Genomic DNA, 25,821 nt, shown 5'->3' with positions numbered 1-25,821 from the left:
TTAGTTTTCGGTCCGCAGGCTGATACGAGGATCAAGCACTTGATAAAGCAGATCAACAATAAAGTTAACCAGCAAGGTAAAAGCCACCAGGATCATCACAATTGATTGCACGGTGATGAGATCTCGATTGGATACAGCATCAAGCAACATGGATCCAATACCGGGAATCACAAATACCTTTTCAATAACCACCGCGCCAATAAGCAGAGTGGTGAGCTGTAGACCGGTCACGGTTAAAACTGGCAAAGCGGCATTACGTAGGCCATGTACCCGCAGCGCCCGAGTTTGGGACATTCCCTTGGAACGTGCAGTGCGCATGTAGTTTTCACTTGAAACATCCACTACCGCAGAGCGTACATAACGGGTAAGAATGGCGCCTTGAACTGCAGCAAGTGCCAAAACCGGCAAAATAAGGCGGGAGAGAAAACCACCAAAATCCTCATTTGGCGGGATCCATCCATTGGCTGGCACCCAGCCTAAGCCGAGGGAAAAAATGGAGATCAGCACAATTCCGGCCAGGAAGCTTGGAATAGCAATGCCAATTTGGCTTAGCCCGGAGATAAACGCTCCACCGCGGCGAGCTGCAAAAACTCCCACTGGAACAGCAATAATCAAGCTTAGGACCATCGAGGAACCCACCAAGATCAAGCTGACCATGAGGCGATCCACAATTAGTGGTGAAATATCTTGTCCGGAACTTAAGGAAGTACCAAAATTGCCGCCGAGCATGCCGGAGACCCAGCTGAAATATTGGTTGATCAAGGGTTGATCGGTACCAAGTTTGGCCTGCAGGGCTGCTAAAGATTCGGGCGTTGCGGTAACTCCAAGTGCAATGGCTGCCGGATCACCGGGCACAACGCGCATCAGCAAAAAGATCAACACGCTGGCAATGATCATGGTGAGCACATAGCGCAGGGCAGTGCGGGAGAAATGTGAGATCATTTTGCCCTTCCAATTGTCGCTAGATTCAAGGCTCCAGAGACCACATTGGGGTCTACTCCGGTGATGTCTTTATCCATCACCACAATATTTGCCACATTCAGCAAGGTATCTGCACCGGCTTGATCCATAATGCGATCAACAGCAGATTGCATCACGGCAGTTTCATCCTCAGAGGTATCGGCCTGAGCTAATAAAGCTTGAGTTTCCGGATCCTCAAAACCGAGATAATAACCGGGTGCAAAGAGAGTTGGCACATCACGTGGTTCTACATGGGCAATGAGCGACATGTCGTAGTCTTTTTGCTTCAACACTTTGGATAGCCACACAGCTGGAAATTCGGCGGACTCAATGCGCGGCTCAAAGCCCACGGCTTTCAGCTGCGAATAGAGGATCTCAGAGACAGCTTGGGCGTAGGGGAGGGAAGGAATAGACATGGTGATCTCGGTTCCCACGGCACCAGCTTCTTCTAAAAGTGCGCGGGCTTGTGCTGGATCATAGGGGTACTGCTCAGATTTTTCATACCAAGGATCGGTCGGCGGGACCGGAACTCCACCAGTATCGGTGCCATAACCTTCGAGTGCAGTATCAATAACTGCTTGGCGGTCCACTGCATACATCACAGCCTGGCGCACCCGTACATCGTCAAAAGGTGCGCGTTGGTTATTCATAGACAGCAATAACTCACCATTGGTGGTGCCAACCTCAACGGCATAGTCATCCAAAATTGATAGCTGCTCAGGGGCTTGCATTGCCCAAATAACATCAACGTCACCGCTTTGCAGTGCATTGGTGGTGGCCGTGGCATCACCAAAATACCGAATGGTGGCGGCATCGTTGGCAGGGCGCTCGCCCCAATAATCAGCACGCGCCTCAAAACCCAAAGCCTGGCCTACTGCCCAGTGGGTCACCGTATAAGGGCCGGTACCAATTGGGTCAGTGGCAAGCTTATCGACGCCAGACTGTGTCATCATGGCTCCAATGGCAGTACCCATGCTCCACAACCATTTATTTGAAGGTCTGGATAAGGTCACTTTTAGGGTGTGCTCATCGATGACTTCGGTGGCTGAAACCACGTCCATGCCAGCCTTTAAGCCATTGGTCCATTCAGTTTTTACGCGATCAATCGAGAACTTGGCAGATTCCGCATTAAAGGGCGAACCATCGGAAAAGCTCACCCCTTCACGCAATTGGAAGGTATACACAGTGCGATCAGCTGAGATATCCCAGGAGGTGGCTAGCTGTGGCTGAATCTGGCCCGCGGAATCAATGCGCACCAAGCCCTCATAGATATTGGACATGAGGGCTTGCGGAATAGCAGCACCGGCGGTTTGGGTGAAATCAAGGGATGCAGGTGCTGAAGTCGTGGCCACCACAATGGCGGATTGATCTACTGCGGGAGGCTGTTGATAGGCGGTTGATCCTGCTGAACAGGCACCAAGCGATAGCCCGAGGGTGCTCGCCAGCGCCAACGCAGACAGAATGCGTCTCGCTTGCTTCATGAGAACTGAGGTTAGTCGGTGTGACTGAGGAAACTAAATGCAGCGCGGTGCTTGGGGTAGTCCATCAGCTCACTGCTCACCTTTGCGTGGTGGCACAATAACGAGCATGCAACAGGTGCTAATGGGCTTCACAGTGGTCTTCATCGTTATTGGAGTGGGTGTAGTACTGGGCCGGCGTGGCACCCTAGGTAAAGATGCACAAAGAAGCTTAGGGCTTTTTGTTTATTATGTGGCAACCCCCGCGCTGCTTTTTGATCGTGTCACCAAAGCGGAGGTCTCCCAGATCTTCTCATTAAACCTCGTGGTCATTGCGATGTCTGCACTGGTGGTGGGTTTCGCCTTCTTCTGCGTGATGAAGTTCTTTATGAAAAGAAGCGCTGCGGTATCGATAATTGGCATGCTGGCCGCGTCTTATGCCAATGCCGGAAATCTGGGTATTCCGCTGGCTGCCTATATTCTGGATGATTTCACAGTAGTAGTGCCGGTGATCTTATTCCAGGTGGCTTTTTATGCGCCGGTCACCATGACGATGATGGATCTGCTGACCAATAAGCAGTCCACCAATCTGCTGCGCAACCTGGTGGTCACCCCATTAACAAATACGATGGTGCTGGCTGCGATTGCCGGCATTGCAATTTCCCTTAGCCCATTTAGCGTGCCTGTTGTTATTGAACAACCAATTTCCATGTTGGCCAACGCATCTGTGCCACTTGCTTTGGTAGTGTTTGGGCTTTCGCTTTCCCATAGCCGCATCCTGGAAAAGGGCCAAGTGGCGCGCCGGGATGTATTTATGGCGGTGGCTTTTAAGAATTTCATTCACCCATTGGTCGCGGCTGCTATGGCGTGGTCTTTGGGAATGGAAGGCTCGGCATTATTAGCTGCCACTATTTTGGGAGCGCTGCCAACTGCTCAAAATGTGTATACCTACGCCTTGAGATTTAGGACAGCGGAGGTGATGGCGCGTGATACCGGGGTGGTCTCAACGCTGATTTCTTTCCCAGTATTGGTGGCTATCTCCTTGATACTTGGTGGAGCAGGTTAGCATTAAGCCTCATGAAAGCAGTTAAAGTTCGAACCGGCATCCCCGCACTGATGACATCCAAAGCGATGATGATCTGCATCTTGTTCGTTCTGGTCTGCTTGCCATTTTTGTTTTACTTTATTGTGGCTTGGGATGAAGCCACCGGTACCTGGCGCACTCTTTATGCGATTGCTGCAGCAGCCCCGGCCTGCGGCGTTTTAGCCGCGGTGTTATCGATGATTACCGTGTGGGTGCGCCGTCGAAAAGCGGTGTTGGTGGTTGATGATTCCATCAACATTGTCCATTCCGGGGTGCATTTCCCGGTGTCGGATTTGACGCGGGTGCAGCTTTGGTCCGACCATGCGCTGCACTCGTTTATGGCGTTTTTGCCTTCGTATATCAGCGAGCGCGTGGAAAGTGATGGAGTTTCCTCCATCAAGCCTTATGTGGTGACTTTTCCGGAGGGCGCTGCACCTCAACCTTTTGAATTGGTTGAGCACCTTCTAGAAACTCACCACACACTTGAGGTTGACCGTTTGGGGCGGCTTTAAAAACCCGCTTTTCGACGAAAAACTGATGCTTTAGGAAATCCAGGCCTCGGCCAGAATCTCCATATTGCGAGAGGTTGCCTCAGTATCTGGGGACTGCAAGGAGATCATCAGCTCATCTGCCTGCGCAGTTTTGGTGAAGCCCTCGAGATATTCCTTGACCTCTGCGCCGGTGCCGATGGCGGTATAACGCAACATATCCACGATCTGGCGACCCGCAGGAGATTCCATCAGCGCATCAAGCTGTTCCTCAGTAACCCGACGGCCACGGGCTGCCATACTGCGCACTCGCTTGCGTGCAACCTTGGCAAAATGCTCCTCAGCTAGTTCACGAGAATCCGCAGCGGTGACATTAACAGCAGCAATAACATAAGGCTCAGGGTGAGCTTCAGAAGGCTGATAAGTCTTACGATAAGTCTCAACTGCATGTTCCAAATGCATTGGAGCAAAGTGCGAAGCAAAGGAATAAGGCAAACCAAGCTGCGCAGCTAACTGTGCACCAAAGAGAGAAGAACCCAAAATGTAGAGCGGAACGTTGGTGCCCTTGCCTGGGATGGCATTAACACCTGGCAGACGAGAACGGCCCGCGAGGTAGGAGTGCAGTTCCACAACATCCTGCGGGAAGGTTTCCGCAGCTTGAGGATCGCGGCGCAGGGCACGCAGGGTGTTCATATCAGTACCTGGTGCGCGTCCAAGTCCCAGGTCAATGCGATCTGGGTAGAGCTCAGCCAAGGTACCAAATTGTTCTGCAATGACATAAGGGGAGTGGTTGGGCAGCATTACGCCACCGGCACCAAGACGAATGGTGTTGGTATACGCACCGATATGAGAGATCAACACGGCTGGAGCAGCTGAGGAAATGTGCTCCATATTGTGGTGCTCTGCATACCAGATGCGCTTGAAGCCCAGTTCTTCAGCTTTTTGAGCAGTCTTCACTGAGCGTTTGAAGCTATCACCAGGCCTTTCACCTTCGAAAATGGTGGCGAAGTCAATGAGTGAAAGTGGGATAGACAACTAAATTCTCCTTAGGAAACGGCTACAGTAGCTTTCTTTCCAACCCGAGGGCTGCTCTTTTTGTTCCCATTTTTCCCATCTAGCACCATTCCGATAACTGATGCCAGCAAAACAGGGACAATCCAACCGAGCGACATGCTGTGCAATGGTGCCCACTCTACATAAGGAGTCAGGGCAGGAACTGTCATAAACAGTGCCCAAATCACAGAAACCCAGATGCCAAACAAGAAAGTCCACTTAAAGCGGAAAAGCAAAGGCTCAATCAGGGTGAGGAATACCAAAGTGATTGCTGCTGGATAAATAAAGCCAATAACAGGTGCTGCAATAGCCAGTACGGTTTCCAAACCAGTGGTTGCTACGCCAAAGGAAACCAGCGCAAAAATTACAGCCCAGGTGTGGTAGTTAATGCCAGGCAGCAAAGAGTTGAAGAATTCAGAGGTGGCACCAATCAGGCCAACCGCAGTGGTCATACAAGCCAAAATGAGGATGGCCACAAAGATAATCCGGCCCGGCTCACCCATGGTGATTAGCGCAGCAGTATTAAGAATCTCAGTGCCATTGGCAAAATCACCCTCAATAACCTGACCAATCTGACCCAAGCCCAAATAAACAGCAGCCAAGAGGCCACCGGCAATAAACGCAGACAACACAGTAGCAGTGCGTACCTTTTGTACCTTCTGGTACTTAAAGGCAGAAATAACCACGATTCCAAAAGCCAAAGCCGCAATGGTGTCCATGGTCATGTAACCCTCAAGCAGACCAGCACCAGCAGGCTGAGCTGCATAAACCTCATTTGGAGCACCCGGGGTGCCATGCAGTTTCAGCATGGACAAAGCCACTAAAACCACAATAAGAAGCAATAGCAGTGGAGTTAGCCACTTGCCGAGCTTGTCTGAAATGCCATTCGGATTCCACGACAATGCCAGTGCAACCGCAAAGAAAATGAAGTTAAAAATACCAGAATAAAACGCATTATCGACGCCGACCGCCGTGGCATAACTCACCGCTCCGGTGCGGGGTAGAGCGTAGAAGGCACCAATGGAGAGATAAGCAGCAATCGGGAAGAAGATTCCGAAGATTTTGCCACCGCGGCCAGCCATGTCCTTAACATTTTCTCCCGAGACCACCACTGCGATAATTCCCAAAACTGGGAGGAGTACACCGGTGGTCAAGAAGCCGAGGATTGCCGGCAGATAATTAGTACCTGCCGATAAACCAAGCATCGGTGGGAAGATGAGATTTCCAGCTCCGAAGAACATGGAAAAGAGCATCAAAGAAGTGATAAGAACAGCTTTTTTCATTTATAGGACGCTGGCGATTCGGCGCAGCCCCTCCTCAAGGGTTTCTCGGGAACATGCAAAATTAAGACGGGCGCAGGATTTGAAACCTCCAAATGCTGCGCCGTCGTTCAGCATGACCTTACCTTGCTCCCTTAAAATTTCCGAAGGCGCTGCAGCGATCTTGGTTTCCGAGAAATCGAGCCACATGAGATAAGTGGCTGCAGGGGCAAAAACCTTCACTCCCAGCTTCTCTAGTTCAGCTGCTGCAAAGTCACGATTTGAACGCAGGATCTCCAATTCCTCATCCAGGAATTCCTCACCCTTGTTATAGCAAGTCTCTGCTGCGATCAGACCCAAAATAGAAACGCCATCGCGGGTGATTCCAGAAAGACCCTGCCAGGCCTTTACATCTTCCTCATTACTAAAGAAGATCTGCGCGCATTTTAGACCAGCAGTATTCCAGGCCTTTGAAGTTGCAGTGATGGTGATGCAGGTGTTGGCGGCGTTTTCAGAGACACCTGCGGCAACCACATGCTCGCCATCAAGAACCATAGGAGCGTGGATTTCATCAACAATGACGCGTGCATCATATTTTGCAGCTAAGTCAGTGAGCTTGATGATGAAGTCCTCAGAAAAGACCGTGCCCAGTGGGTTGTGAGGGTTACAGAACAAGATGGAGCCTGCGCCAGCGGCAAAAGCCTCTTCAATGTCTTTGAGATCGTACTTAAAGGCATCAATGTAGATTGCTTGCCGGCCAGTGATCTTAGGCAGCTCAATAAATGGTGGGTATGCAGGCAGCGGAACGATGATTGCAGAACCTGGCTTGGTGAAGTGCTCAATCGCGAGCTTGAGTCCACGGACCACATCGGGGATGGCAAAGATATTTTCTGGTTGTGGCTTGTACCCATAACGGCGCTCATAAAATCCAGCAAGGGCATCATTGAGACCGGTGTGATCTGGAGGATAACCAAATACCTCACGTTCCACGGCATCTGCGAGGGCTTCTTTAAGTGGAGGACAGGTTCCAAAATCACTTTCAGCGACCCACAGGGGGAGGACATCGGGTGAATAACGGGTCCATTTTAAGGTTTGGCGGTTTTTAAGTTCTTGGAGTTCCGGAAAGCGCATACCATCTAGGCTAGTAAACTTTTTAAGAACCTATAACTAAGAAGGAGCCCGACGTGAAGTTGAGGACGATTCCCGCGCTACTTGCAGTTGCACTTCTTGCAGGCTGTTCGGGCGAAAATGGTGACACCCAAGCAGGAGTAACACCGACTGAATCTATCGAGGTAACTACCTCGGCAACTCCCGTTTTTCAAGCAGAAGAAGTTGATCCGATTACTGCCCCAACTGGTGAGGAAGTTGTTGAAGATCCAGGTCTGCACTTAGAAGTTATTTTTCAGGGCACAGGTTATGGAACCAACGGTGGATCCATTATTTATGTAGCCATTAAGAACCTTAACGACGCTCCGCTGCCTGCCGACGCACTTGGCACCCCCACTTTGAAGTTGGAAGATTCCGATGGTTCCAAGACAGATATTGAACCGTTGACCGGCGATGACAATATCACCCTCGACCTTCCTTTAGGAGCAGGTGCAACGACCAACTTGCAATACGCTTTTAATACGTCGAATAGCTCTTTATGGTCAGCAGAATTCAAGATCGGAAATGTCATTTATAGTGGCAATTTGAACAATCTTGGATAAGTTTTAAATTTTTGGGAACCACCCCGGATCTTTCGCAGTCTAACCCTAATGAGTGCCTTTCCAAGGCATTCATTACGACTACAAAGATTCGGGGTTTTCTATGCGGCGGGCCTGGTTACTTCTATGCATGACCGCGTTAATGCTCTCTGGCTGTGTCTCGGGGGCGAGCTCTTCAACGACTGTGACAGTTACCGAAAGCCAAAGCACATCGGGGACATTAGCCGTGGAACCAGCAACAGAAGGGATTTTTGCCAGCCAATTTGATCCTTGTGAAGTGTTCAGTGATGAGCGCTTTTCCAGCCTTGGGTTGGGAAGACAGCTTGCGAACTCCAGTGATATGCAGTTTGGAGCAATGGGGTGCAGTTTTGCCCCAAATGATTTCGACAAGTTTAAAGGTGTCTTCTTAATTGCGACAGACCAAATTAATCGTGACAGGGTACAAGAATCCGGACTGAATCCAGTCGACTGGAATCAATCAAGGATTCCTGGGCTCTATATCCACGAAATGTCGTCGCAAGCCCGTCAATGCGAAGCGGCAGTTGACTATGACTGGGGCAGATTTGTAGTTGATTACTACGAAGTAGGTTCTGGATGGGAACCGAATGTCTTATGCCCGGAAGCGGTGAGGATTTTGGAAGAATTGATCTTGGGAGCGGGGGGATCTTCATGAACTTAAAGATCAACTTATCAAGTGTAAGCAGTGCTATTGGAAAACTCGTCGAACAACAACAAGAAGCAATTTCAGCTTCACAACTAGCTTCTCGAGGAAACTTGCTCAATTCATTCTCGAGTGTTTCTGGTCTAGATCAACTGGGATCTAGTCATTCTGCAGTAATTACTTCTGGCGTGGGATCATCGCAAGTAGTTCTTGCTTCATATGCAGAACAAATCGAATGGCTAAGAGCTGCGCTTAATGCCTCGGTTGATGCTTTGTCTGGGCAGGATGAACTTTTTGCCAGGGGGATGGACATTGCAGATACCGGTGGGCGAGTTGCTGAGGAATCAGTACTTTTTCCACAAAGACCAACACCGCGATTTGAGCCGTTTGTTTTTAATCCTCCGGTTGTAAGGCCGGTAGGATCCATTGATAGGTTGAGCAGCCAATTTTCCGGAACCAACTCGGGGGCGGTTCTGGAGGCGCAGGGTTCTTGGAATTCTATGGCGTCGGCAATTAGTGATGTTTCTGCATCGTTGACCAGCATTGCTCGTCAATTGCAGGAGGAAAACTCTGGTGAAACCTTTGAGCAGGCGGCAAAAAATATTGCAGAGGTAGCAAACGCGGGGGCAACCTTTGCTGCCAATGCCAGGGTGATGGCGGCTTCTGTTGGCACTCTAAATCGCATTTACACTGGCCATCGTTTACAGGTCATGATGGCAGCGGCATCCATTCGCGCAATTGTGGATCCAATAGAAAGAGCAGCTGCTGAACAAGCATTCTTGGCATCATTCCACGCAACTTTCCAAACTGACGTTATGTCCGGAATGCCACCGCTAAATAACCTCATGCAGATAACTAACGCAGATGGTTCGGCAGATGAGATCGCTTTGGGCATGGATGAGATTTCCGGAAGTGGGCAGTCTTGGAGCGCTGCGGGTCTCACTCCTGCAGGTCTGCAAAGTATTGGACAAGCTGTGGGGGCAGCTTCCCAAGTAGGTGCCGGTTCTTTTGGCACCGTGGCAGAAAACGTGGAAGGGCTAGAAATTGGGGATGCTTTAACGTCGGCAGCCTCGACCGGAGGATTTGGCTCAACAAGCACCCTGCCAGCTGCAACCTCTGTTAACGCAGGTTTGGGAGGTGGCGGTTCAACAGCAGGCAGCGCACTAAATAGTATGAGTGCAATTCCCGGCGCTGGCATGGTGGGAAGTGGCACCGGCAAGCATTCCCTTGGTAATTCCACATCATTGGGGAAGATGAATCCGGCAGGCTCTGCACTTAAATCAGAATCCGGAATGGGAGCACGAACCCAAAGCGCTTCGGCGCTGGGCAGCGCAATGACACCGATGATGGGTGGTGCAGGTTTGGGTGGTTCGACCGGAACGGCTGGCAAGTCTCGTCTGCAATCTAAACAAACCAGCCCGGTTGTTGGTTCAAGCGCGCATGGCAGCAATGCACTCAACGCGCCGGGGACGGGCGGCGTTAAGGCGTCGCAAAGCATGGGTCGTTCAATGATGCCGATGATGCCCATGGGTGCACCGGCCGGCGGGCAAAAGAATACGGGCAAGGTTAAATCGGTGACTTCCGCGGTGGAGGAGGATCGAAATATTGCAGCGCTTTTGGGCGATCGTGGGCCGGTGATTCCGGGCGTGATTGGTGACTGGGTGCGGGGTTAGCGCGGGAAGTTAGCTAAGGTGGAGGGCATGACTACTGAGGTTGAACTGGTTGTCCTTGCGGATTCTGAAGGCAATGCCATCGGAACTGCACCCAAGGACACCGTGCACACCACGAACACGCCGCTCCACTTTGCGTTTTCCACTTATATTCTTAATCCGCGTGGAGAACTGCTGATCACGCGTCGCGCTTTGGGTAAAAAGACCTGGCCAGGCGTGTGGACCAACTCCATGTGTGGGCATCCTGCTCCGGATGAAACCAATGCGGATGCCATTCGTCGCCGTGGCCAGCAGGAATTGAACTTGCAGGAGGATTCTTTCCTCGATATTGAGGAGATCCTCGGCGATTATCAATATCGCGCAGTTGATGCGACTGGCATCGTGGAGTGGGAAATTTGCCCGGTCCACCTGGTTCGGCTCGCCATCGGCGAGCACGTGGAACCGGTTGCCGCCGAGGTAGAGGAATTCGAGTGGGTTGAGCCCCAAAAGCTTTTCGACGCCGTGGATGCAGCTCCTTTTGCGTTCTCACCGTGGATGGTGGATCAGCTAAGCAATTCAGAGCTGCGTCAGGCAATTTTGGAAGCTTTTGATGTTTAGGCTTTAGTTCAAAGCACGCTGCACCGCTTCGAGAGGGATATGAACCCAATCGGGGCGGTTATTTGTTTCATAGGCAACCTCATAAAGCGCTTTGTCCAAAATATAGGCATTAAGCAGCTCTTGATCATCGATGCTGCCATAACCAGCTAAGAACATGGCAGTTGCTTCATCAGCCCAGCTCTGATGTGCGCCACCATCAAAATGTGCCGCATAATCGATTGAACGAATCACACCAGCAAGATCGCGCAGCGGAGAGTCGGGCAATTTGCGCTCTTCCAAAGGCCGAGCTGGCTCGCCCTCAAAATCGATGAGAATATAGCGGTCATCGGTCTTGAGCATTTGGCCTAGGTGCAGATCTCCGTGAATCCTTTGAATATGCACATCTTGGCTGAGCCCGCGATAAACCGCAGTGGCTGCTTCTTTAAAACGTGCAAGCTCGGGAGCTTGGAAGATCAAAGACTCCAAGCGGTTGATAAGCCCCTGTGCAATGTCGCTCGCCGGGACAACTGCGGTGGGGAAGGCTTCAGCCAGGGCAGTATGTACATTGCGAGTGGCCTGGCCGATGAGGTCTGCATCCGCACCAAAACTATCTGCAGTAGTGGATAGCGCATGAGCCCATCCATCTTTACCGGGGATAAATTGCTGCGCCATGACCAGGGTATAACGAGAATTTCCCAGCAGCACTTCGGAAAATCCCAGCACTGGCGCGATATTGGGGCAGTTGGGAATCTTGGACAATAATTCCACATCAGGATTGCGTCCTGGTTCCAATTTGCGGAAATATTTTACAATCACAGACTCTTCACCAGTGGTGATAAAGGAGCTATTGGATTGTTCACCGCTGAGCGCCCTAAAAGGACCTGTAGGGAAGGGCGAATTTGAAACCCATTCGCCCAATCCAGGCCCTACTTCAGCAACATGATTGAGCAGCACATCTTTGCCATCAACATTGACCAGGAGCTGGTAGAGCGTGCTATTGATGCGTGCGATAGCAAGGGTGTTTTCACCAATCGGCTCAGCGGCAACAATTTCCACATTGTTGATGGTCTGGGATTTAGCGCCATAAAAGCGCTCATTGATGATGTGCTGACCAATACTCATGTGTTAGTCCTCCTGATCGTGTTCGGAAAGATCAAACCAAAAGAAACCGTGTGGAGCCAGAGTAACAACCCATTCCCGCTCAGCAATGGTGGGGAAGAGCTGACCACCAGAAACTTCACGAGGGGTGCGTCCAGCAAATTCGCGCAGATCAAGCGAGACAGCCTGTGGGTGCTTGGACATATTGTTAACACACAACAGGGTTTGGCCCCGGTGTTCACGCAGGAAGGTCAATACCGCATCATTGGTGGAATCCACCTCACGGTAGGTACCTGCACCAAAGGCTGGATATTGCTTGCGGATCATAATCTGGTTGCGGATCCAGCGCAGTAGGGAATTCTCACGCTTAAGCTGGCTTTCCACATTCATCTGGGCGTAGCCGTATTGATCGTTTTGGATGGCTGGCAGGTACAGACGCTCAGGATCAGCCTTGGAGAATCCACCATTGCGGTCGCTGGACCACTGCATTGGAGTGCGCACACCATCGCGGTCAGGCAGCCAGATGTTATCGCCCATGCCAATTTCATCGCCGTAGTACAGCACTGGTGAACCAGGCAGCGAAAGCAACAAGCCGTGCAGGAGTTCTAACTGGTTGCGGTCACCTTCCAACAAAGGATTAAGGCGACGGCGAATGCCTACATTGGCGCGCATACGTGGTTCAACAGCAAATTGGGAATACATATAGGCGCGCTCATCATCGGAAACCATTTCGAGGGTGAGCTCATCGTGATTGCGCAAGAAGATGCCCCATTGTGCAGTCTTAGGAATATCTGGGGTGTTGGCCAGGATCTCACTAATAGGGGTGCGGGATCCTTGGCGGGCACCCATGAAGATACGTGGCATCAAAGGGAAGTGGAATGCCATATGGCACTCATCGCCCTTTTCTTTTTCACCGAAGTATTCAACTACATCCTGTGGCCACTGATTAGCCTCAGCCAGCAGAATTCGGCCAGGATATTCAGCTTCTACAACTGCGCGACACTTCTTTAGGAAGTCATGGGTTTCCTTGAGGTTTTCACCATTGGTGCCCTCGCGCTCAAAGAGATAGGGGACAGCATCCAGACGGAATCCATCAAGACCCAGATCCAACCAGAAGCGCAAAACATCCAGCATGGCTTCTTGGACTTGAGGATTGTCATAGTTGAGGTCTGGCTGGTGGGAGAAGAAGCGGTGCCAGTAGTACTGCTTGCGCACTGGATCATAGGTCCAGTTGGAATCCTCAGTATCGATGAAGATAATGCGCGCTTCGCTATAGAGGTTGGGATCATCGCCCCAAACATAAAAATCTCCATATGGACCTTCTGGATCGCGGCGTGATTCCTGGAACCAGGGGTGCTCATCGGAGGTGTGGTTCATGACGAGGTCGGTGATAACACGCAGTCCACGGCGGTGGGCTTGATCAACAAGCTCCACAAAGTCTTCGACCGTGCCAAATTCAGGCAGGATCTCACGGAAATTGCGGATGTCATATCCACCATCGCGCAGCGGGGAATCATAAAAAGGTGGGATCCAAATACAATCCACACCCAGCCATTGGATGTAATCCAGCTTTTCGGTCAAGCCCTTGAGAGAACCTGATCCATTGCCTTCTGGGTCATAAAAGGCGCGAACCAGCACCTCATAAAAGACTGCCTCTTTGTACCATTCCCTTTGGCTCTTTTCCCACGGTTGCTCACCGGGAGCGGGCGTGGGTGAGGGATACTCCTCGGATTCATGCTCGACAATATAACCTTCGGCATCAATCACAGGGCGGACAGAGGACTCGGGGATTAGCTCTGAACCGAGCGGTGAGGTGTCAGTCATAAAAGCCACAATAGAGATATCGCAGCAGCTTTGCAGGCGAGCAGCAAAAGAACACCCACATTGTCTTAAAAAGCCAGGCGCACCATCTTCAGTGGATCGCTCACCACCTTGGCGTGGCCATCTACCAGCGATAATGCTTGGCGTTTTGTGGGTTCATAAAGTGGCCAGGTGGGCTTTTTAGCGCGCGCAAAATCAGCAATAATGTGATGTGCCTGTGAATCTTGTTGGAAGATTAAGGTGAGGTCTTCACAATGTCTCCCGGGGAACTCAATCCACCAGCCTTTTTCTGTCTGCGCGACATATTTTCTGATCATGGCATCACCAATGGTTCGACCCACCACCCGGGAATCAATAGTGCGCGCAGCTTTGAGGTAATCATTGACATTTTTAATACCCAATAAGCGAGCAATGAGTTTGGTACCAACACCACGCTGATCTAGTTTTTGCCCCAGCTCGTGGTGATACATTTCATCGCGGGTAGAGGAAATGATGAGGTCAATATCGGCTAATTCATTGGGGTCATAAGGAAAAGGCCCTAAGGGCAGATCATTAAAAAAGCGTCGCTTAAATCGCCCATAACTCTTTGCTAGTTTTGCGGGATCCAAGGCAGCTAATGCTTTGCGAGTGACTGGTTTTCCGAGGCTGCGTCGCAAAGCACCCTTTCGGGCCTGAAATGGCTGGCGCGGGAAGCTGGGGGAGAGCGCAACCACGCGTCGAAAAGCGCCTTTATAGTGGTCAAGGCGAGTAAGCCAGAGCGCAATACCAGCGCCCGCGGACTGGCCGATCAAGGTGACATTGGTGGGATCGCCGCCGAAAAACTCAATGTTTTTTTGCACCCACTCCAACGCGAGCACACAATCATCGATGCCGCGATAACGGTGCGGTTCATCATCGTGGAAGCGAACAAAACCCTCCAGGCTCAGCCGATAATCCACCGCGACCACCACAAACCCCTGCGAGACCATAAATTCCGGTGCGGTGCGGGGTTCAAAACGGCTACCACTGTCATATCCGCCACCGTGGATATAAACGATAACCGGCAAATCAGCGCCAAAACGCGCCTCCGGGGTAGCAACCGAGAGCTGCAAACCCTGCACTGTGCCACGTGCGTCGATGTCACGGGGTGGCAGCTTTTGAGCGTCCGCAAAAGGCTGCGCGCTGGCATAGGGAATGGAGCGAAAGTAGTGAGGCTCGCCGGTAATTTGACCTGCCGGGCAGGTAATGGTGACTGAGGTGACAGACATGGACAAAACCTTAGCAACTAGGATCGAGCCTTATGACTGTTGATCATCTACTAAAGCCAAGTAACCTGCCCTATCAGCTCCCCGATTTTGCCAATATTTCCACCGCGGATTTTCTACCCGCCTTTGAAATCGCACTTGCCGAGCACGATGCCGAGATCGCTGGCATTGCTGCTAATCCTGAGCCTGTAACCTGGGAAAACACCATTGAGGCCCTAGAACGTGCAGGTCAGGCCCTTAACCGTGTGGCGGCCGTCTTTTTCAACCTGCAGGGCACCGATTCTTCCCCTGAGATGGATGAAATTGCCCAGGAAATTGCGCCAAAGCTCTCCGCGCATTCTGACGCTATTTTCCATAATGCTGAACTTTTTGCTCGCGTGGAAGCAGTGAGCGCGCCGGAAGATGAAGAATCTCAGCGCCTTTTAGCACATACCAAAAGAGCTTTTCGACGCCGCGGGGCAGCACTCAACGCCGCCGGAAAGGCCCAGCTTTCTGAAATCAACCAGCGCCTTTCGGCGCTGTCTGAGGAATTTGGCCGCAACCTCCTTAAAGACACCCGCGAACTAGCCGTTAACTTTTCCGAGGAAGAATTAGCAGGATTTAGCCCGGCGCGTATTTCTGCCGCTGCCGATTACGCCCGGGAGACCGGTGCGGCAGGTTATGTGGTTCCTTTGGAATTACCCACCGTGCAGGCTGAACAAGCTGTTTTAAGCTCGCCTGGATCTCGTGCCAAGCTTTATGAGGCTTCCCAAAAACGTGGTGCTTTGTCCAATAAGGACGTGCTTTTGGAGACCGTGCGCCTGCGTGCAGAACGCGCTGCGCTTTTGGGCTATGATACTCACGCTGATTATGTCATCGAGGAAGAAACCGCCGATGATGTCGCAGCAGTTCGCGCCCTGCTTTATGATCTCGCACCTGCTGCCTCTGCAAATGCCAAAGCCGAGTACAAGCTTTCTGCCGAGGAAGCAGAATCCCATGGCCAAAAGGTAGATGCTGCGGACTGGAGCTTCTGGGAAACCAAGGTTCGCGAGCGTGACTATGCCCTTGACGAGGCTCAGCTGCGTCAATATTTCCCACTGAACCAGGTGCTGGAAGATGGCGTTTTCTTTGCCGCTAATCGCCTCTATGGTATCACTGTGGAAGCTCGTCCAGATTTGCGCGGCTATGCCGAAGGTGTTGATGTGTGGGAGGTCAAGGACTCTGATGGTTCTGGAATTGGTCTGATTTTGACTGATTATCATGGACGTCCCTCCAAGCGCGGTGGTGCTTGGATGTCGAGCTTTGTTGATCAATCAGAACTACTGGGTACCAAGCCAGTAGTAGTCAACGTCATGGGTATTAATAAGCCCACGTCCGGCCAAGCATTGTTGAGCCTTGATGAAGTAACCACCATCTTCCATGAGTTTGGGCACGGCCTACACGGCTTGCTTTCCCAGGTGCGTTACCCAAGTTTCTCCGGAACTTCCGTACCACGTGACTATGTAGAATTCCCTTCCCAGATCAATGAAAACTGGGCTTTTGATCCAGCGGTGGTGCGTAACTATGCCCGCCATGTGGACACCGGCGCCGTGATCCCTGATTCCATGTTGCAAGCTATTGAAACAGCCAAGCAATTTGGTCAAGGTTTTGCCACCGCTGAATATCTGGCAGCCTCCATCATTGACTTGGCTTGGCATAGCCTCAGCGCTTCCGAAGCCGCAGCAGTTAATGACATCGAGCAATTTGAAGCAGATGCCTTGGCAGCAGCTGGTCTGGATGTGGAGAAGGTAGCTCCGCGTTATCGCTCCACCTACTTCAACCACATTTTTGCCGGTGGTTACTCCGCAGGTTATTACTCTTATTTGTGGGCTGAAGCCTTGGATGCCGATGGCTTTGATTGGTTCGTGGAAACTGGCGCCGCAGGTACTGCGGAATCTGCGGAAGCTGCGCGTCAGGCAGGTGCCAGGTTTAGGGAATTGGTGCTTTCCAAGGGTGCATCAACTGATTACTCCATAGCCTTTGAAAACTTGCGCGGCCGGAGCAAAGACCTTGACCCATTGTTGCGACGTCGTGGTTTGGCTGGGGCTATCTAATACCCGGCGTGTAAGCTAAACAGCCATGACCGCATTCCTCGACTGGATTACACAGCACCTTACGACAGCCCCGCTGTGGATCCAATCACCACTGGTAATCATGGCATCAGTGCTGGTCTGCGCACTTTTGGCAGTTCCCTTGTTAAGAGTGATCGATCTCGCTGGTGCTGCTGCACTGCGGATCTTTCACCGCGAACAGCCACAGCAACCTATTGCTTCCCGAAAGGAAAACTGACGTCTTATGGCTAATCCAGAAGAGCTCCGCAAACGCGATCAAGAACTTCCCAAGCGCAAGCGTAAATACCCACAATCCCGTGTGACTCAGGCACTTGTTGTCTTGTTGATCATTGTGGTTGTCGCATGGTTGGTGTCCTTGTTCTAAAAAGAAATTCCGCCTCACTTGGAGAGATTTCAAGTGAGGCGGAATTTTTATGCGCTTTTTAGATTTCTTCCTCAACGGGTGCATCACCAGTAAAACCAAAGGCACGCAGGCGCTCGCGGTCTGCCTCAGCAGTAGAGTTGGTTAGGCGCAAGAGCTCGGCGTAAATACCGCCTGATGCAGCTAGCTCTGCTGGTGAACCGATCTCATCAACCTTGCCGTCCTTGATGGTGACAATGGTGTCCACACCTGCAATGGTGGACAGGCGGTGGGCGATCATTAAGGTGGTGCGGTTTTCCATAAGCTGCTCTAGACCTGCTTGGACAGCTCGCTCGGACTTGGTATCAAGCGCAGAGGTGGCCTCATCCAGGACAAGCAGGGGTGCATCTTTGAGCATGGCGCGGGCGACTGCCACTCGTTGCTTTTGGCCACCAGAAAGCTTCAAACCACGCTCACCGACGATGGTGTCATAACCCTCGGGGAAGTTGGCAATAAACTCGTGAGCATTGGCCTTTTTAGCTACCCTGATGATGTCTTCTTTTGAAGCGCCGGGGCGACCATAAGCAATATTTTCTGCGATGGTTCCAGAAAAGAGGCTAGCGTCCTGGAAGACGACACCGACCGAAGCACGCAGCTGCTCCGAAGTAAGCTCCCTAACATCTTGACCACAAACCGCAAGGTTGCCGGAATTAGGCTTATAAAGACCTAATAGCAGGTTCACCAGTGTGGACTTACCGCCACCTGATTCACCAACCAGCGCGATCTTTTCACCGTGACGGGCACTGATCGTGACATTGGAAATAACGGGCTTGCCCTCTTCATAAGCGAAAGTCACGTCGTCGAAAAGTAAGGCGGGTTCCCCGGCAGGAAGTGGTACCGGGTTGACTGGGCTGAGCTGTGGGGTGTCGCTGGTTTCGGTGGCTGCGACGAGCTCCTTGTTGGCGGTGGGCTCAACAGGCTGGGCCATAACTTCGAAATAATCGCGGGAACCAGCGATGGCGCGTTGGGCGGCGTCGACAATGTAGCTCATCATATAAACAGGCTGTTGTGCCATGGTGACAAGCTGAATAAGCATCACCATATCGCCAATGGTGAAATAACCATGCAGAGTGCGATAAAAAATGAGCAGGTGGATGGCCAGGAAGATGATATTTAGTGCAGCACCACGCAAGGTATCCATGCGGTGCCACCAATTGGACTGCGGGCGAGTAATAGCTACGGTACGGCCGTAACGTCCACCAAAATCAGAGAGCTCCCGAGTTTCTGCAACAAAGGACTTTACAACCTTGACCTGGCCGACAACCTCGGCAAAGCGACCATTGGCTATATCAATCTCTTTGTTCTTATCGGCCTCAAAAACTTGCCAGCGCTTGGAAGTCAGCGCGGTCAACCACATATAAATAGGGAAGAGCGCAGCCAACAAAATAGCTAGTGGCCAATAATAAAACGCGGAAATAATCAGTACTGCCACCATGGTGATGAGCATGGGGAAGAAGTTATTGGAGAAGCTCTGCATAAACTGCGTGATGCCATTAATGGAGCGATCAAGGCGGGCGATGATGGTGCCCGTGACCTGATTATCAAAGTATTTCTGCGGCAACGCCAGCAATTTGGCGTAATAACGCGTGGCCAAGATCTGGCGCATACGCGATGCCATCACATCACCAAAATAGCCACCGATATTGCTCATAAGTGTGTTGAGCAAGCTGGCAGCAAAAAGCCCCAGGGCTAAGAAAATGATGGTGCGAGTAACGGTATCAATAGAAGATTCACCGGTTGTCGCGGAAACAATGGAGTTGGTAGCTTCGCGGAGAATAAACGGTGAAATAAGTGATAGCCCAGCTACCACAATTGAGACCAGAATAATTCCGAGATAATAGGGCCAAAGGGCAGACGTGGTTTTAAGAATTCGACCGAGAAGTCGCATGGGTGGTGGCCTTCTAGACAAAAGTGGGCGGTTAAAGAAAAGCTTATTGTTCACTACAAATGTAGTGCCCACAAGCTATGTGAGCCTAAGAAAGAAGCTGGGATTTAAGTTCTGCATCATGCAGAACTTAAATCCCAGCTGGTTAGTGCAAATGAGGCGGAGTTTCTACTGTTGTGGGCGGCGGGCTGCCTCGGCCACGGTGTGATAAAGCTCGTTATCCCGAAGTGCCTCAATACTTACTGGCTCGCCGTCGTTATCGCAGAGTGGGATACACCAGTTGGGGTAGAGATCGCGAGTAGTGCCTGGTTGATTCTGCGCGCGCTTATCGCCAACCATATCCACCAGGGATACACAGGTCAGTGCGGACGGTGTACCAGCAACAAAAGCATGCAAACCAGCCATGAGCTCTGGCAGGCTTCCGCGCTGTTCACGAGGGAGACCCACGTAACTGCCATCTTCTTGAGCACTTGGAGCCAAGGCACCAGCCGCTACCGCAGCATCAAGAATTTCAGCCTGCCACTGCAGATCCTCGGCTGCTTCAACCTCTGGATCGGTGCTGAGAACGCCCAGCTTTTCACGCAACTCAATATGCTCCGCAGCCAAGTATCCCGCAGTTGGAGGTAGATCGTGGGTGGTGACCGAGCTCAATGCGAGCGGACGGTATTCACTTTGCAGGCGTGGCCCAGGCTGGGTTGGAGAATGCTCAAACCACAGGATTGAGGTGCCCATAATGCCGCGCTGCGCCAAAGCATCCTGAACCCAAGGCTCAAAGGTGCCAAGATCCTCACCAATAACCACCGCATCTGCCAACTCTGCCTCAAGCGCCAGGATGCCAACCAAAGCTTCATGGTCGAACTTGATATAGGTACCGGTTGCAGGCGACTGCATACGAGGCATAACAAAGAGGCGGAACAAGCCGAGGACGTGATCTACGCGGATGCCACCGGAGTGACGCAATACGGTACGCAGCAGGTTACGCCAAGGAATATAGCCTTCCTCTGCCAAACGAACTGGGTGCCACGGTGGCTGAGACCAGTCCTGGCCCTGTTGGTTATAGCCATCTGGTGGAGCTCCGACGGAAGCATCAGGAGCCAGCACATATTCCAAGTTGTGGGCATCGGCGCCACCTGGGTGCACACCAACTGCCAAGTCAGCCATGATACCGATGGACATACCGGCATCAAGGGCGCGTTTTTGAGCTTCGGCCAGCTGCTCATCACACAGCCACTGCAACCACATATAGAACATGGTTAGTTCATCGCGATCTGGCAATTCTGCATGGGCGGAGGCAGATTGCTCAATTTCACGGTCTGCACACCAGGTTGCAAAGTCAATGAGCCCTTGTCCTTCGCGCTGCACAAAGTCCACAAAGGATGCTTCCCGCTCAGCAGTGCGGGGGAGATCATAAATAGCATGCAAAACCTGCAGTTTGGCGGAATAAACATCATTACGCTCGATGATCTCAGCGCTTAGATTGCGCTCTCGGAATTCCTCAGCCAGCTCGGCAACATCATCACGAAGTTCAATATCAAGCTGATTGAACTCTGGAACATCTTCTACACGCAGATAAATCGGATTGATAAAGCGACGAGTAGTTGGCAAATAAGGAGAATCTTCGGTTGGTGGCAGTGGCTCAGCTGCGTGCATGGGGTTAATCAGCAGGAAGTCAGCGCCGTCTTGGGCCACCACACTGGCCAGCTTGCCCAGGTCATTAAAGTCGCCCATGCTCCAGGACAGGGTAGAGCGCACGGAGTAAATCTGGGCCATCACACCGGTACGAGGTGATTGCAGATACTTATCAGCAGTAGACAGGCGCGCCGGGGTGATGATCAAACCACAGCTATATTCCAACTCATCAGAGGTGAGGTGAAGCTGGTGCCAGCCCAAGGGCAGATCAGCTGGGATCTTAAAGGAGGCTTCGCCCCAGGTAATGCCGTCGATCTCGCGGGGTGGCGTCCAGTTTTCTACCTGGAAAGTCTCGCGGGTGCTGCCATCTTCCAAGGTGATATGAACGGCTGCGGGAGCACCGTCATGCACATGGACTGGGAAAGTTACTTCAGTGCCTTGGATTGCCACCACACAAGGTGGCAAAGGGCGAGAGAACTCGCGGTCGTGGAAGCGCGCAATGGCTTGGTTGAGTACCTCATCGCTAGGGTCGGTGGTCTCTGGGGCACCAAGATCCACCTTTAAGGCGCGGAGGATCTTCACTAGAGTGTCGTCGCTGACCTCTACATGTGCGCCCTTGTAATCGGTGTAGGAAGTGGATACGCCGTATAGGACGGCCAATTCATTCAAAGGTCCTCGTGCAGTCACAAGTCAATATCATGCCACTAATATCGCTCGCTGACACCTAATCCTGCATTATGGGTGAAAATGAGGGTAGTGCTGTACTGCAAAACATGGCAGTGACACAGCATAAATGCAGCTAAGCGAGATCTGTGTACAAAGCGACGAGTGCGAGATTATTTCAGTACTAGGGCACTTTTTGCATTCGCATGCACATTGCTGAGATGGGTATTGGACAACCTGGACAAAGAGATTCCTTAAGATGGCACCTAAGCTATAGAGCAATAGAGAACACCTGCCCACCGTAGGAATCACATCCTTATGAAATTTGAAAGGCAAGAATCTCACGATGACAGCACAAAACTCCCTGCAGGAGTATTCAGAACCTGCCCAATACACAATTGGGGAATCTGAAACCTGCCTTACTGCGCTTTTGGATCAAGTAAAAGCTCGCCCCTATGGCGTGCTCTTTACTAAGCCCGCCAATTTTGAATGGGTTAACGTTACCGCTCAGGAATTCCAGGATGAAGTTTTCGCGGTAGCCAAGGGCATTATCGCTACCGGTGTTGAACAGGGTGACCGTGTCGCTTTGTTGGCCAATACCCGTTATGAATGGGCCGTCCTAGATTTTGCTATTTGGGCTGCTGGTGCTGCCAGCGTTCCAATTTATAGCTCCTCTTCACTGTCTCAGGTGGAGTGGATTATTGAAGATTCTGGCGCCGTATTGGCAATCACCGAAACTCCTGATCACACCGATCTCATGAAGAATCTGGTGCTCGGTGAGGATGGAACCCCAGCTTTGAAGGGTTCTTCCTCCCAGTTGCGTCGCATTTTGGAAATTAATGCCTCCGCGTTCGATACCTTGAAATTTGAGGGTCGTGACCTTTCGGATGATTTGGTGTTGGAGCGCATCCACAACACCAAGTCCTCTGATCTTGCTTCTTTGGTTTATACCTCCGGTACCACTGGTCGTCCTAAAGGTTGCATCCTTACCCACTACAACTGGTTGGCTGAGGTACGCGGACTGCTTACCAATCCAATCGGTGCAATCGCAGTCCCTGGTACCCGCCTTTTGACCTTCTTGCCTTTGGCTCACGTGCTGGCTCGTGCGGTACACCTGGCTTTTGCTATTGCCGGCGCAACTCAGTCCCACTGGTCAGATTTTAGTAGCTTGACCTTGGAATTCCAGCGTTCTCGACCCAACCTGATTTTGGGTGTGCCCCGTGTTTTTGAAAAGGTTCGCAATGCTGCAGCTTCTAATGCAGCTGATGGTGGTCCAATTAAGGCCGCACTTTTTGCACGTGCTGAAAAGACCGCAATTGAATACTCCATGGCTTTGGATACCCCAGAAGGTCCAAGCCGTTCGGTGCTGCTTTCCCACAAGGTTTTTGATCGCCTGATCTACTCCAAGATTCGCGCAGCAGTGGGTAACTCGGTGCAATATGCCATCACTGGCGGCTCTGCAATGGGTCAGGAATTGCTGCACTTCTTCCGCGGCATCGGCATTCCAATTTATGAGGGTTATGGTCTTACCGAATCAGCTGCAGCCGCTGCCGTTGACTTTGAAGATCAAAAAATCGGCACCGTGGGCAAACCACTGGGTGGCATGACTATTCGCATTAATGAAGTGGGAGAAATCCTGCTCAAGGGCGAGATGCTATTCCAAGGTTACTGGAATAACCCAGAAGCTACTGCTGAAGCCTTGCACGATGGCTGGTTTAACTCCGGCGACCTCGGCGAGCTCATGGATACCGGTCACTTGATGATCACCGGCCGCAAGAAGGATTTAATTGTTACCGCAGGTGGCAAGAATGTTTCCCCAGGCCCAATGGAAGACATTATTAAGGCTCATCCACTGATTAGCCAGGCCATGATCGTGGGCGATGGAAAGCCTTTTGTTGGCCTGTTGGTCACACTTGATCCCGATATGCTCAAACGCTGGAAGCTTAACCACAATATTCCGGAGTCCCGTTCGGTCTCTGATATTGCTACCGATGCAGCGCTGCGTGCAGAGGTCCAGGATGCAATTAACAATGCTAATGCCACGGTTTCTCATTCAGAGGCGATCAAGAAATTCTATATTCTGGACCGCGATCTCACTGAGGCTGACAACGAGCTCACCCCAACTTTGAAGGTGAAGCGCAATATTGTTGTGCAGCGTTATGCAGATGCCATCGACCACATTTATAACCGATGAGCGGGGGCGACGTGCAGTTTGATTGGGATGGTTCCCAGTGGACCAAAACTGAAATTGGTGAGGAATCCACCATTTTCGCGGTCGGAGTAATGGAAGATTTTGCCTATATCACCGCCACCGGCGCAGATGATGATGAAGAGTTCTTTACCTTGGGCTCTAACCCAGGCTTGTCCTTTGGTGATGCTGAATGGCTTTTTGCACAGGATAATCCGCAGTATGTGGTGGATTGCATGGGCCAGCCTGCAGCATTGAAGGTAGTGGATAAGTATCTCTCGCGGCTTTCTGATGAGAAACCACGTGGAGAAGCCACCGACATTCTTAATGAACTTGTAGCAGCGCTCAAATTCCCACCGCTGCCCTGGTAAAACACTTTAGGAACACAAGTGCTCAAGACCCCACTGGTGTCACTGTAAAAACAGTGACACCAGTGGGATTTTTTGTTGACAGATTTTTGCAAGAATTCACCGGCGCGCCACCCTGCTTTTCTAAGCTGATTCCCATAAAGTCAAGACCCGTTAGAGAAAACTCTCAAGTGTTACTTGAGGGTCTCAAGGGGTGCAATAAAACCATTGGTGTTATTGCTAACTCCTGGTGTGAATGCTAGTTAAAAACCAGCTCGGATTGCAGAAAAGGAAGGTGTGTCGGCACAGATGAACAGCACCACCGCACAGCTACGCCATCGCGAACTCACCCAGGAGATCTTCAATATCGGCGATGAAGTCGCTGAATACATTGAGCACCTCATGGAAGCCATTTCCGACTGGGACGTGGAATTGGTAGAAGACTGCCTTGCCGAATTTGAAGAGATTGTGGCTGAGGCGCGCGATGACTCGCGCGGAGTTGTTGCGGAACTTTCTGGTCTGCGTCACGCGCTGACCAGTGGACTGCGTCAGGGCACTGTAAGCGCCCGGGACGCGGTGGAGGTGCACGTCGACAAGCCCGAAAGGCTTACCGCACCAGATTTGGAAAAAGACTTTGAAATTGATGGCGGACTCATCGACGTTCGTGATCTTTCAATTGCTTTGGATGCGCGCACCGAGGCCGTGGTCAAGCGTTTGGAATTAACGGTTGATTGGGTGCTGGCGCAAACCAATAAAGTAGCCAATGATTTGGACTCGTTGTCCTTGCCTTTGCTTTATGGGCGCGTGGCAGCAGTGGTAGAAAGTGCAACCCGGGCTTGGATGGAAGCGGTAGCAACAGCTAATCCTGCCTATGTGCGCACCATGCGTGGCAGCAATCCGCCAGCATTCTTATTGGAACGCGCGCGGGTGGATGCAGTGGTAGCTAGGGTGGCCGATAAGCTCGCCCAAAAACGCAACGCTGTTTCCTAAGTAGGCGCTAAAAACGGCCTAAATCCCGAAAATGCGGGAAGCAAAAGGCAGCTGGGGTAGGCGATAAGCCAGCTCACAAATGATCTTAAAAAGCAGCGAATGGTTTTCTTCTAAAGCCACCTCACCGCTTGGGTAATCCACCTTGATGGCAAAGGTATCGATCTCTCCAAAGTCATCTGAGACGGTGAAAACTGCTGAGGCTTGAGCAGCGCCCTGGAAGTCACTGGGGATATAAACCAAAATATTATTGTCCAGCTCCACCAGGGTGCGGAAATCATCAAAGGCCTTTGAGGTTTCTACCTTAATATCGGAAAGTTGATGATCACCCTGATAGGGGATGCGCAATACTTCACCCGGTTGACCTGCAGCATCTTGCCAAAAATCTGAGGTACTTGGGGCTGAAGGGGAAACAACCTCAGGATCACTAACCACGGAATCAACCACGGTAGCTGGCTTAGTTGAGGTAGGGGTCACGGAAGAATGAGCGGGGGCCGCGTGGAATAGGAGCGCAGCGGCCAATGAGGCTGCAACAAACTTCCGGTTCATAGGGTG

The 25,821-nt window shown here is 51.5% G+C and carries 23 protein-coding genes; 12 read left to right on the top strand and 11 right to left on the bottom strand.

Annotated elements, in window-relative coordinates; all coding sequences use genetic code 11:
• Together H924_RS09865 and H924_RS09860 are read right to left on the bottom strand one after the other, a co-directional pair.
• Complete coding sequence (locus tag H924_RS09865; protein WP_015651821.1) at positions 1-942, bottom strand: ABC transporter permease; 942 nt, start codon at positions 940-942, stop codon at positions 1-3.
• Complete coding sequence (locus tag H924_RS09860) at positions 939-2,441, bottom strand: ABC transporter substrate-binding protein (protein WP_029703670.1); 1,503 nt, start codon at positions 2,439-2,441, stop codon at positions 939-941. Before H924_RS09860 ends, H924_RS09865 begins: the two co-directional genes overlap by 4 nt.
• Before the next feature lie 106 nt (positions 2,442-2,547).
• On the opposite strand from H924_RS09860, the gene H924_RS09855 reads away from it, so the two are divergent.
• Both H924_RS09855 and H924_RS09850 read left to right on the top strand, forming a co-directional pair.
• Positions 2,548-3,483 carry an AEC family transporter gene (locus H924_RS09855; protein ID WP_029703668.1) on the top strand — a complete coding sequence of 312 codons (936 nt, stop codon included), beginning with the start codon at positions 2,548-2,550 and terminating at the stop codon, positions 3,481-3,483.
• Positions 3,484-3,494: 11 nt separating this feature from the next.
• Positions 3,495-4,013, top strand: coding sequence for a hypothetical protein (locus tag H924_RS09850; RefSeq protein WP_015651818.1), 519 nt, complete (start codon positions 3,495-3,497; stop codon positions 4,011-4,013).
• Between the two features lie 30 nt (positions 4,014-4,043).
• Here the strand turns inward: H924_RS09850 and H924_RS09845 are convergent, their stop codons facing one another.
• The 3 genes from H924_RS09845 to H924_RS09835 are packed head-to-tail and all read right to left on the bottom strand — an operon-like array spanning position 4,044 to position 7,432.
• Entirely contained in the window at positions 4,044-5,024 is a 981-nt protein-coding gene (locus H924_RS09845; RefSeq protein ID WP_015651817.1) for an LLM class flavin-dependent oxidoreductase, read from the bottom strand.
• A gap of 11 nt (positions 5,025-5,035) precedes the next feature.
• Positions 5,036-6,325 carry a branched-chain amino acid transport system II carrier protein gene (gene brnQ, locus H924_RS09840; RefSeq protein WP_015651816.1) on the bottom strand — a complete coding sequence of 430 codons (1,290 nt, stop codon included), beginning with the start codon at positions 6,323-6,325 and terminating at the stop codon, positions 5,036-5,038.
• Entirely contained in the window at positions 6,326-7,432 is a 1,107-nt protein-coding gene (locus H924_RS09835; protein WP_015651815.1) for a MalY/PatB family protein, read from the bottom strand. It abuts the gene before it with no gap.
• Between the two features lie 53 nt (positions 7,433-7,485).
• Here H924_RS09835 and H924_RS09830 point away from each other — a divergent pair, with 53 nt between their 5' ends.
• From H924_RS09830 to idi, 4 genes are all read left to right on the top strand, one after another.
• Positions 7,486-8,010 (top strand): hypothetical protein, encoded by a 525-nt coding sequence (locus tag H924_RS09830; protein WP_015651814.1) that lies wholly within the window; start codon positions 7,486-7,488, stop codon positions 8,008-8,010.
• Positions 8,011-8,110: 100 nt separating this feature from the next.
• Entirely contained in the window at positions 8,111-8,680 is a 570-nt protein-coding gene (locus tag H924_RS09825; protein ID WP_029703662.1) for a DUF3558 domain-containing protein, read from the top strand.
• Positions 8,677-10,341, top strand: a complete 1,665-nt coding sequence (locus H924_RS09820) for a hypothetical protein (RefSeq protein WP_015651812.1) — start codon at positions 8,677-8,679, stop codon at positions 10,339-10,341. The genes H924_RS09825 and H924_RS09820 overlap by 4 nt, the downstream gene beginning before the upstream one ends.
• A 27-nt stretch (positions 10,342-10,368) precedes the next feature.
• Positions 10,369-10,935, top strand: coding sequence for an isopentenyl-diphosphate Delta-isomerase (gene idi, locus H924_RS09815; protein WP_015651811.1), 567 nt, complete (start codon positions 10,369-10,371; stop codon positions 10,933-10,935).
• A 3-nt stretch (positions 10,936-10,938) separates the two neighbouring features.
• Here the strand turns inward: idi and H924_RS09810 are convergent, their stop codons facing one another.
• From H924_RS09810 to H924_RS09800, 3 genes are all read right to left on the bottom strand, one after another.
• On the bottom strand, positions 10,939-12,036 hold the full coding sequence (locus H924_RS09810) for a phosphotransferase (RefSeq protein WP_015651810.1): 1,098 nt from the start codon (positions 12,034-12,036) through the stop codon (positions 10,939-10,941).
• Positions 12,037-12,039: 3 nt separating this feature from the next.
• Positions 12,040-13,836 carry a maltose alpha-D-glucosyltransferase gene (gene treS, locus H924_RS09805; protein WP_029703660.1) on the bottom strand — a complete coding sequence of 599 codons (1,797 nt, stop codon included), beginning with the start codon at positions 13,834-13,836 and terminating at the stop codon, positions 12,040-12,042.
• A gap of 65 nt (positions 13,837-13,901) precedes the next feature.
• A complete protein-coding gene (locus H924_RS09800) occupies positions 13,902-15,080 on the bottom strand; it encodes an alpha/beta fold hydrolase (RefSeq protein ID WP_015651808.1) in 1,179 nt (392 codons plus the stop codon).
• Between the two features lie 32 nt (positions 15,081-15,112).
• Here H924_RS09800 and H924_RS09795 point away from each other — a divergent pair, with 32 nt between their 5' ends.
• From H924_RS09795 to H924_RS14195, 3 genes are read left to right on the top strand one after another with little or no spacing between them, the layout of a single operon-like run.
• Complete coding sequence (locus H924_RS09795) at positions 15,113-17,149, top strand: M3 family metallopeptidase (RefSeq protein WP_015651807.1); 2,037 nt, start codon at positions 15,113-15,115, stop codon at positions 17,147-17,149.
• Between the two features lie 25 nt (positions 17,150-17,174).
• Positions 17,175-17,384, top strand: coding sequence for a hypothetical protein (locus H924_RS09790; protein WP_015651806.1), 210 nt, complete (start codon positions 17,175-17,177; stop codon positions 17,382-17,384).
• Positions 17,385-17,390: 6 nt separating this feature from the next.
• The gene (locus tag H924_RS14195; protein WP_015651805.1) at positions 17,391-17,531 is read left to right on the top strand and encodes a hypothetical protein; all 141 of its coding nucleotides are present in this window, start codon (positions 17,391-17,393) and stop codon (positions 17,529-17,531) included.
• Between the two features lie 58 nt (positions 17,532-17,589).
• On the opposite strand, the gene H924_RS09780 is transcribed toward H924_RS14195, so the two are convergent.
• The gene (locus H924_RS09780; RefSeq protein ID WP_015651804.1) at positions 17,590-19,455 is read right to left on the bottom strand and encodes an ABC transporter ATP-binding protein; all 1,866 of its coding nucleotides are present in this window, start codon (positions 19,453-19,455) and stop codon (positions 17,590-17,592) included.
• Positions 19,456-19,620: 165 nt separating this feature from the next.
• Entirely contained in the window at positions 19,621-21,768 is a 2,148-nt protein-coding gene (malQ, locus tag H924_RS09775) for a 4-alpha-glucanotransferase (RefSeq protein ID WP_015651803.1), read from the bottom strand.
• A 322-nt stretch (positions 21,769-22,090) separates the two neighbouring features.
• Here malQ and H924_RS09770 point away from each other — a divergent pair, with 322 nt between their 5' ends.
• The 3 genes from H924_RS09770 to H924_RS09760 all read left to right on the top strand — a co-directional run bounded on the left by H924_RS09770 (position 22,091) and on the right by H924_RS09760 (position 25,269).
• Positions 22,091-23,938 carry an AMP-dependent synthetase/ligase gene (locus H924_RS09770; RefSeq protein WP_015651802.1) on the top strand — a complete coding sequence of 616 codons (1,848 nt, stop codon included), beginning with the start codon at positions 22,091-22,093 and terminating at the stop codon, positions 23,936-23,938.
• Positions 23,935-24,303 carry a hypothetical protein gene (locus H924_RS09765; protein ID WP_029703658.1) on the top strand — a complete coding sequence of 123 codons (369 nt, stop codon included), beginning with the start codon at positions 23,935-23,937 and terminating at the stop codon, positions 24,301-24,303. Before H924_RS09770 ends, H924_RS09765 begins: the two co-directional genes overlap by 4 nt.
• Before the next feature lie 285 nt (positions 24,304-24,588).
• Complete coding sequence (locus H924_RS09760) at positions 24,589-25,269, top strand: hypothetical protein (RefSeq protein ID WP_015651800.1); 681 nt, start codon at positions 24,589-24,591, stop codon at positions 25,267-25,269.
• An 18-nt stretch (positions 25,270-25,287) separates the two neighbouring features.
• Here the strand turns inward: H924_RS09760 and H924_RS09755 are convergent, their stop codons facing one another.
• On the bottom strand, positions 25,288-25,815 hold the full coding sequence (locus H924_RS09755) for a hypothetical protein (RefSeq protein ID WP_015651799.1): 528 nt from the start codon (positions 25,813-25,815) through the stop codon (positions 25,288-25,290).
• Positions 25,816-25,821: the final 6 nt, after the last annotated feature.

Source organism: Corynebacterium callunae DSM 20147 (genome assembly GCF_000344785.1).
Lineage (GTDB): Bacteria > Actinomycetota > Actinomycetes > Mycobacteriales > Mycobacteriaceae > Corynebacterium > Corynebacterium callunae.
The sequence above is the reverse complement of the archived record's forward strand: the minus strand, read 5'-3'. Positions and strand labels throughout refer to the sequence as shown.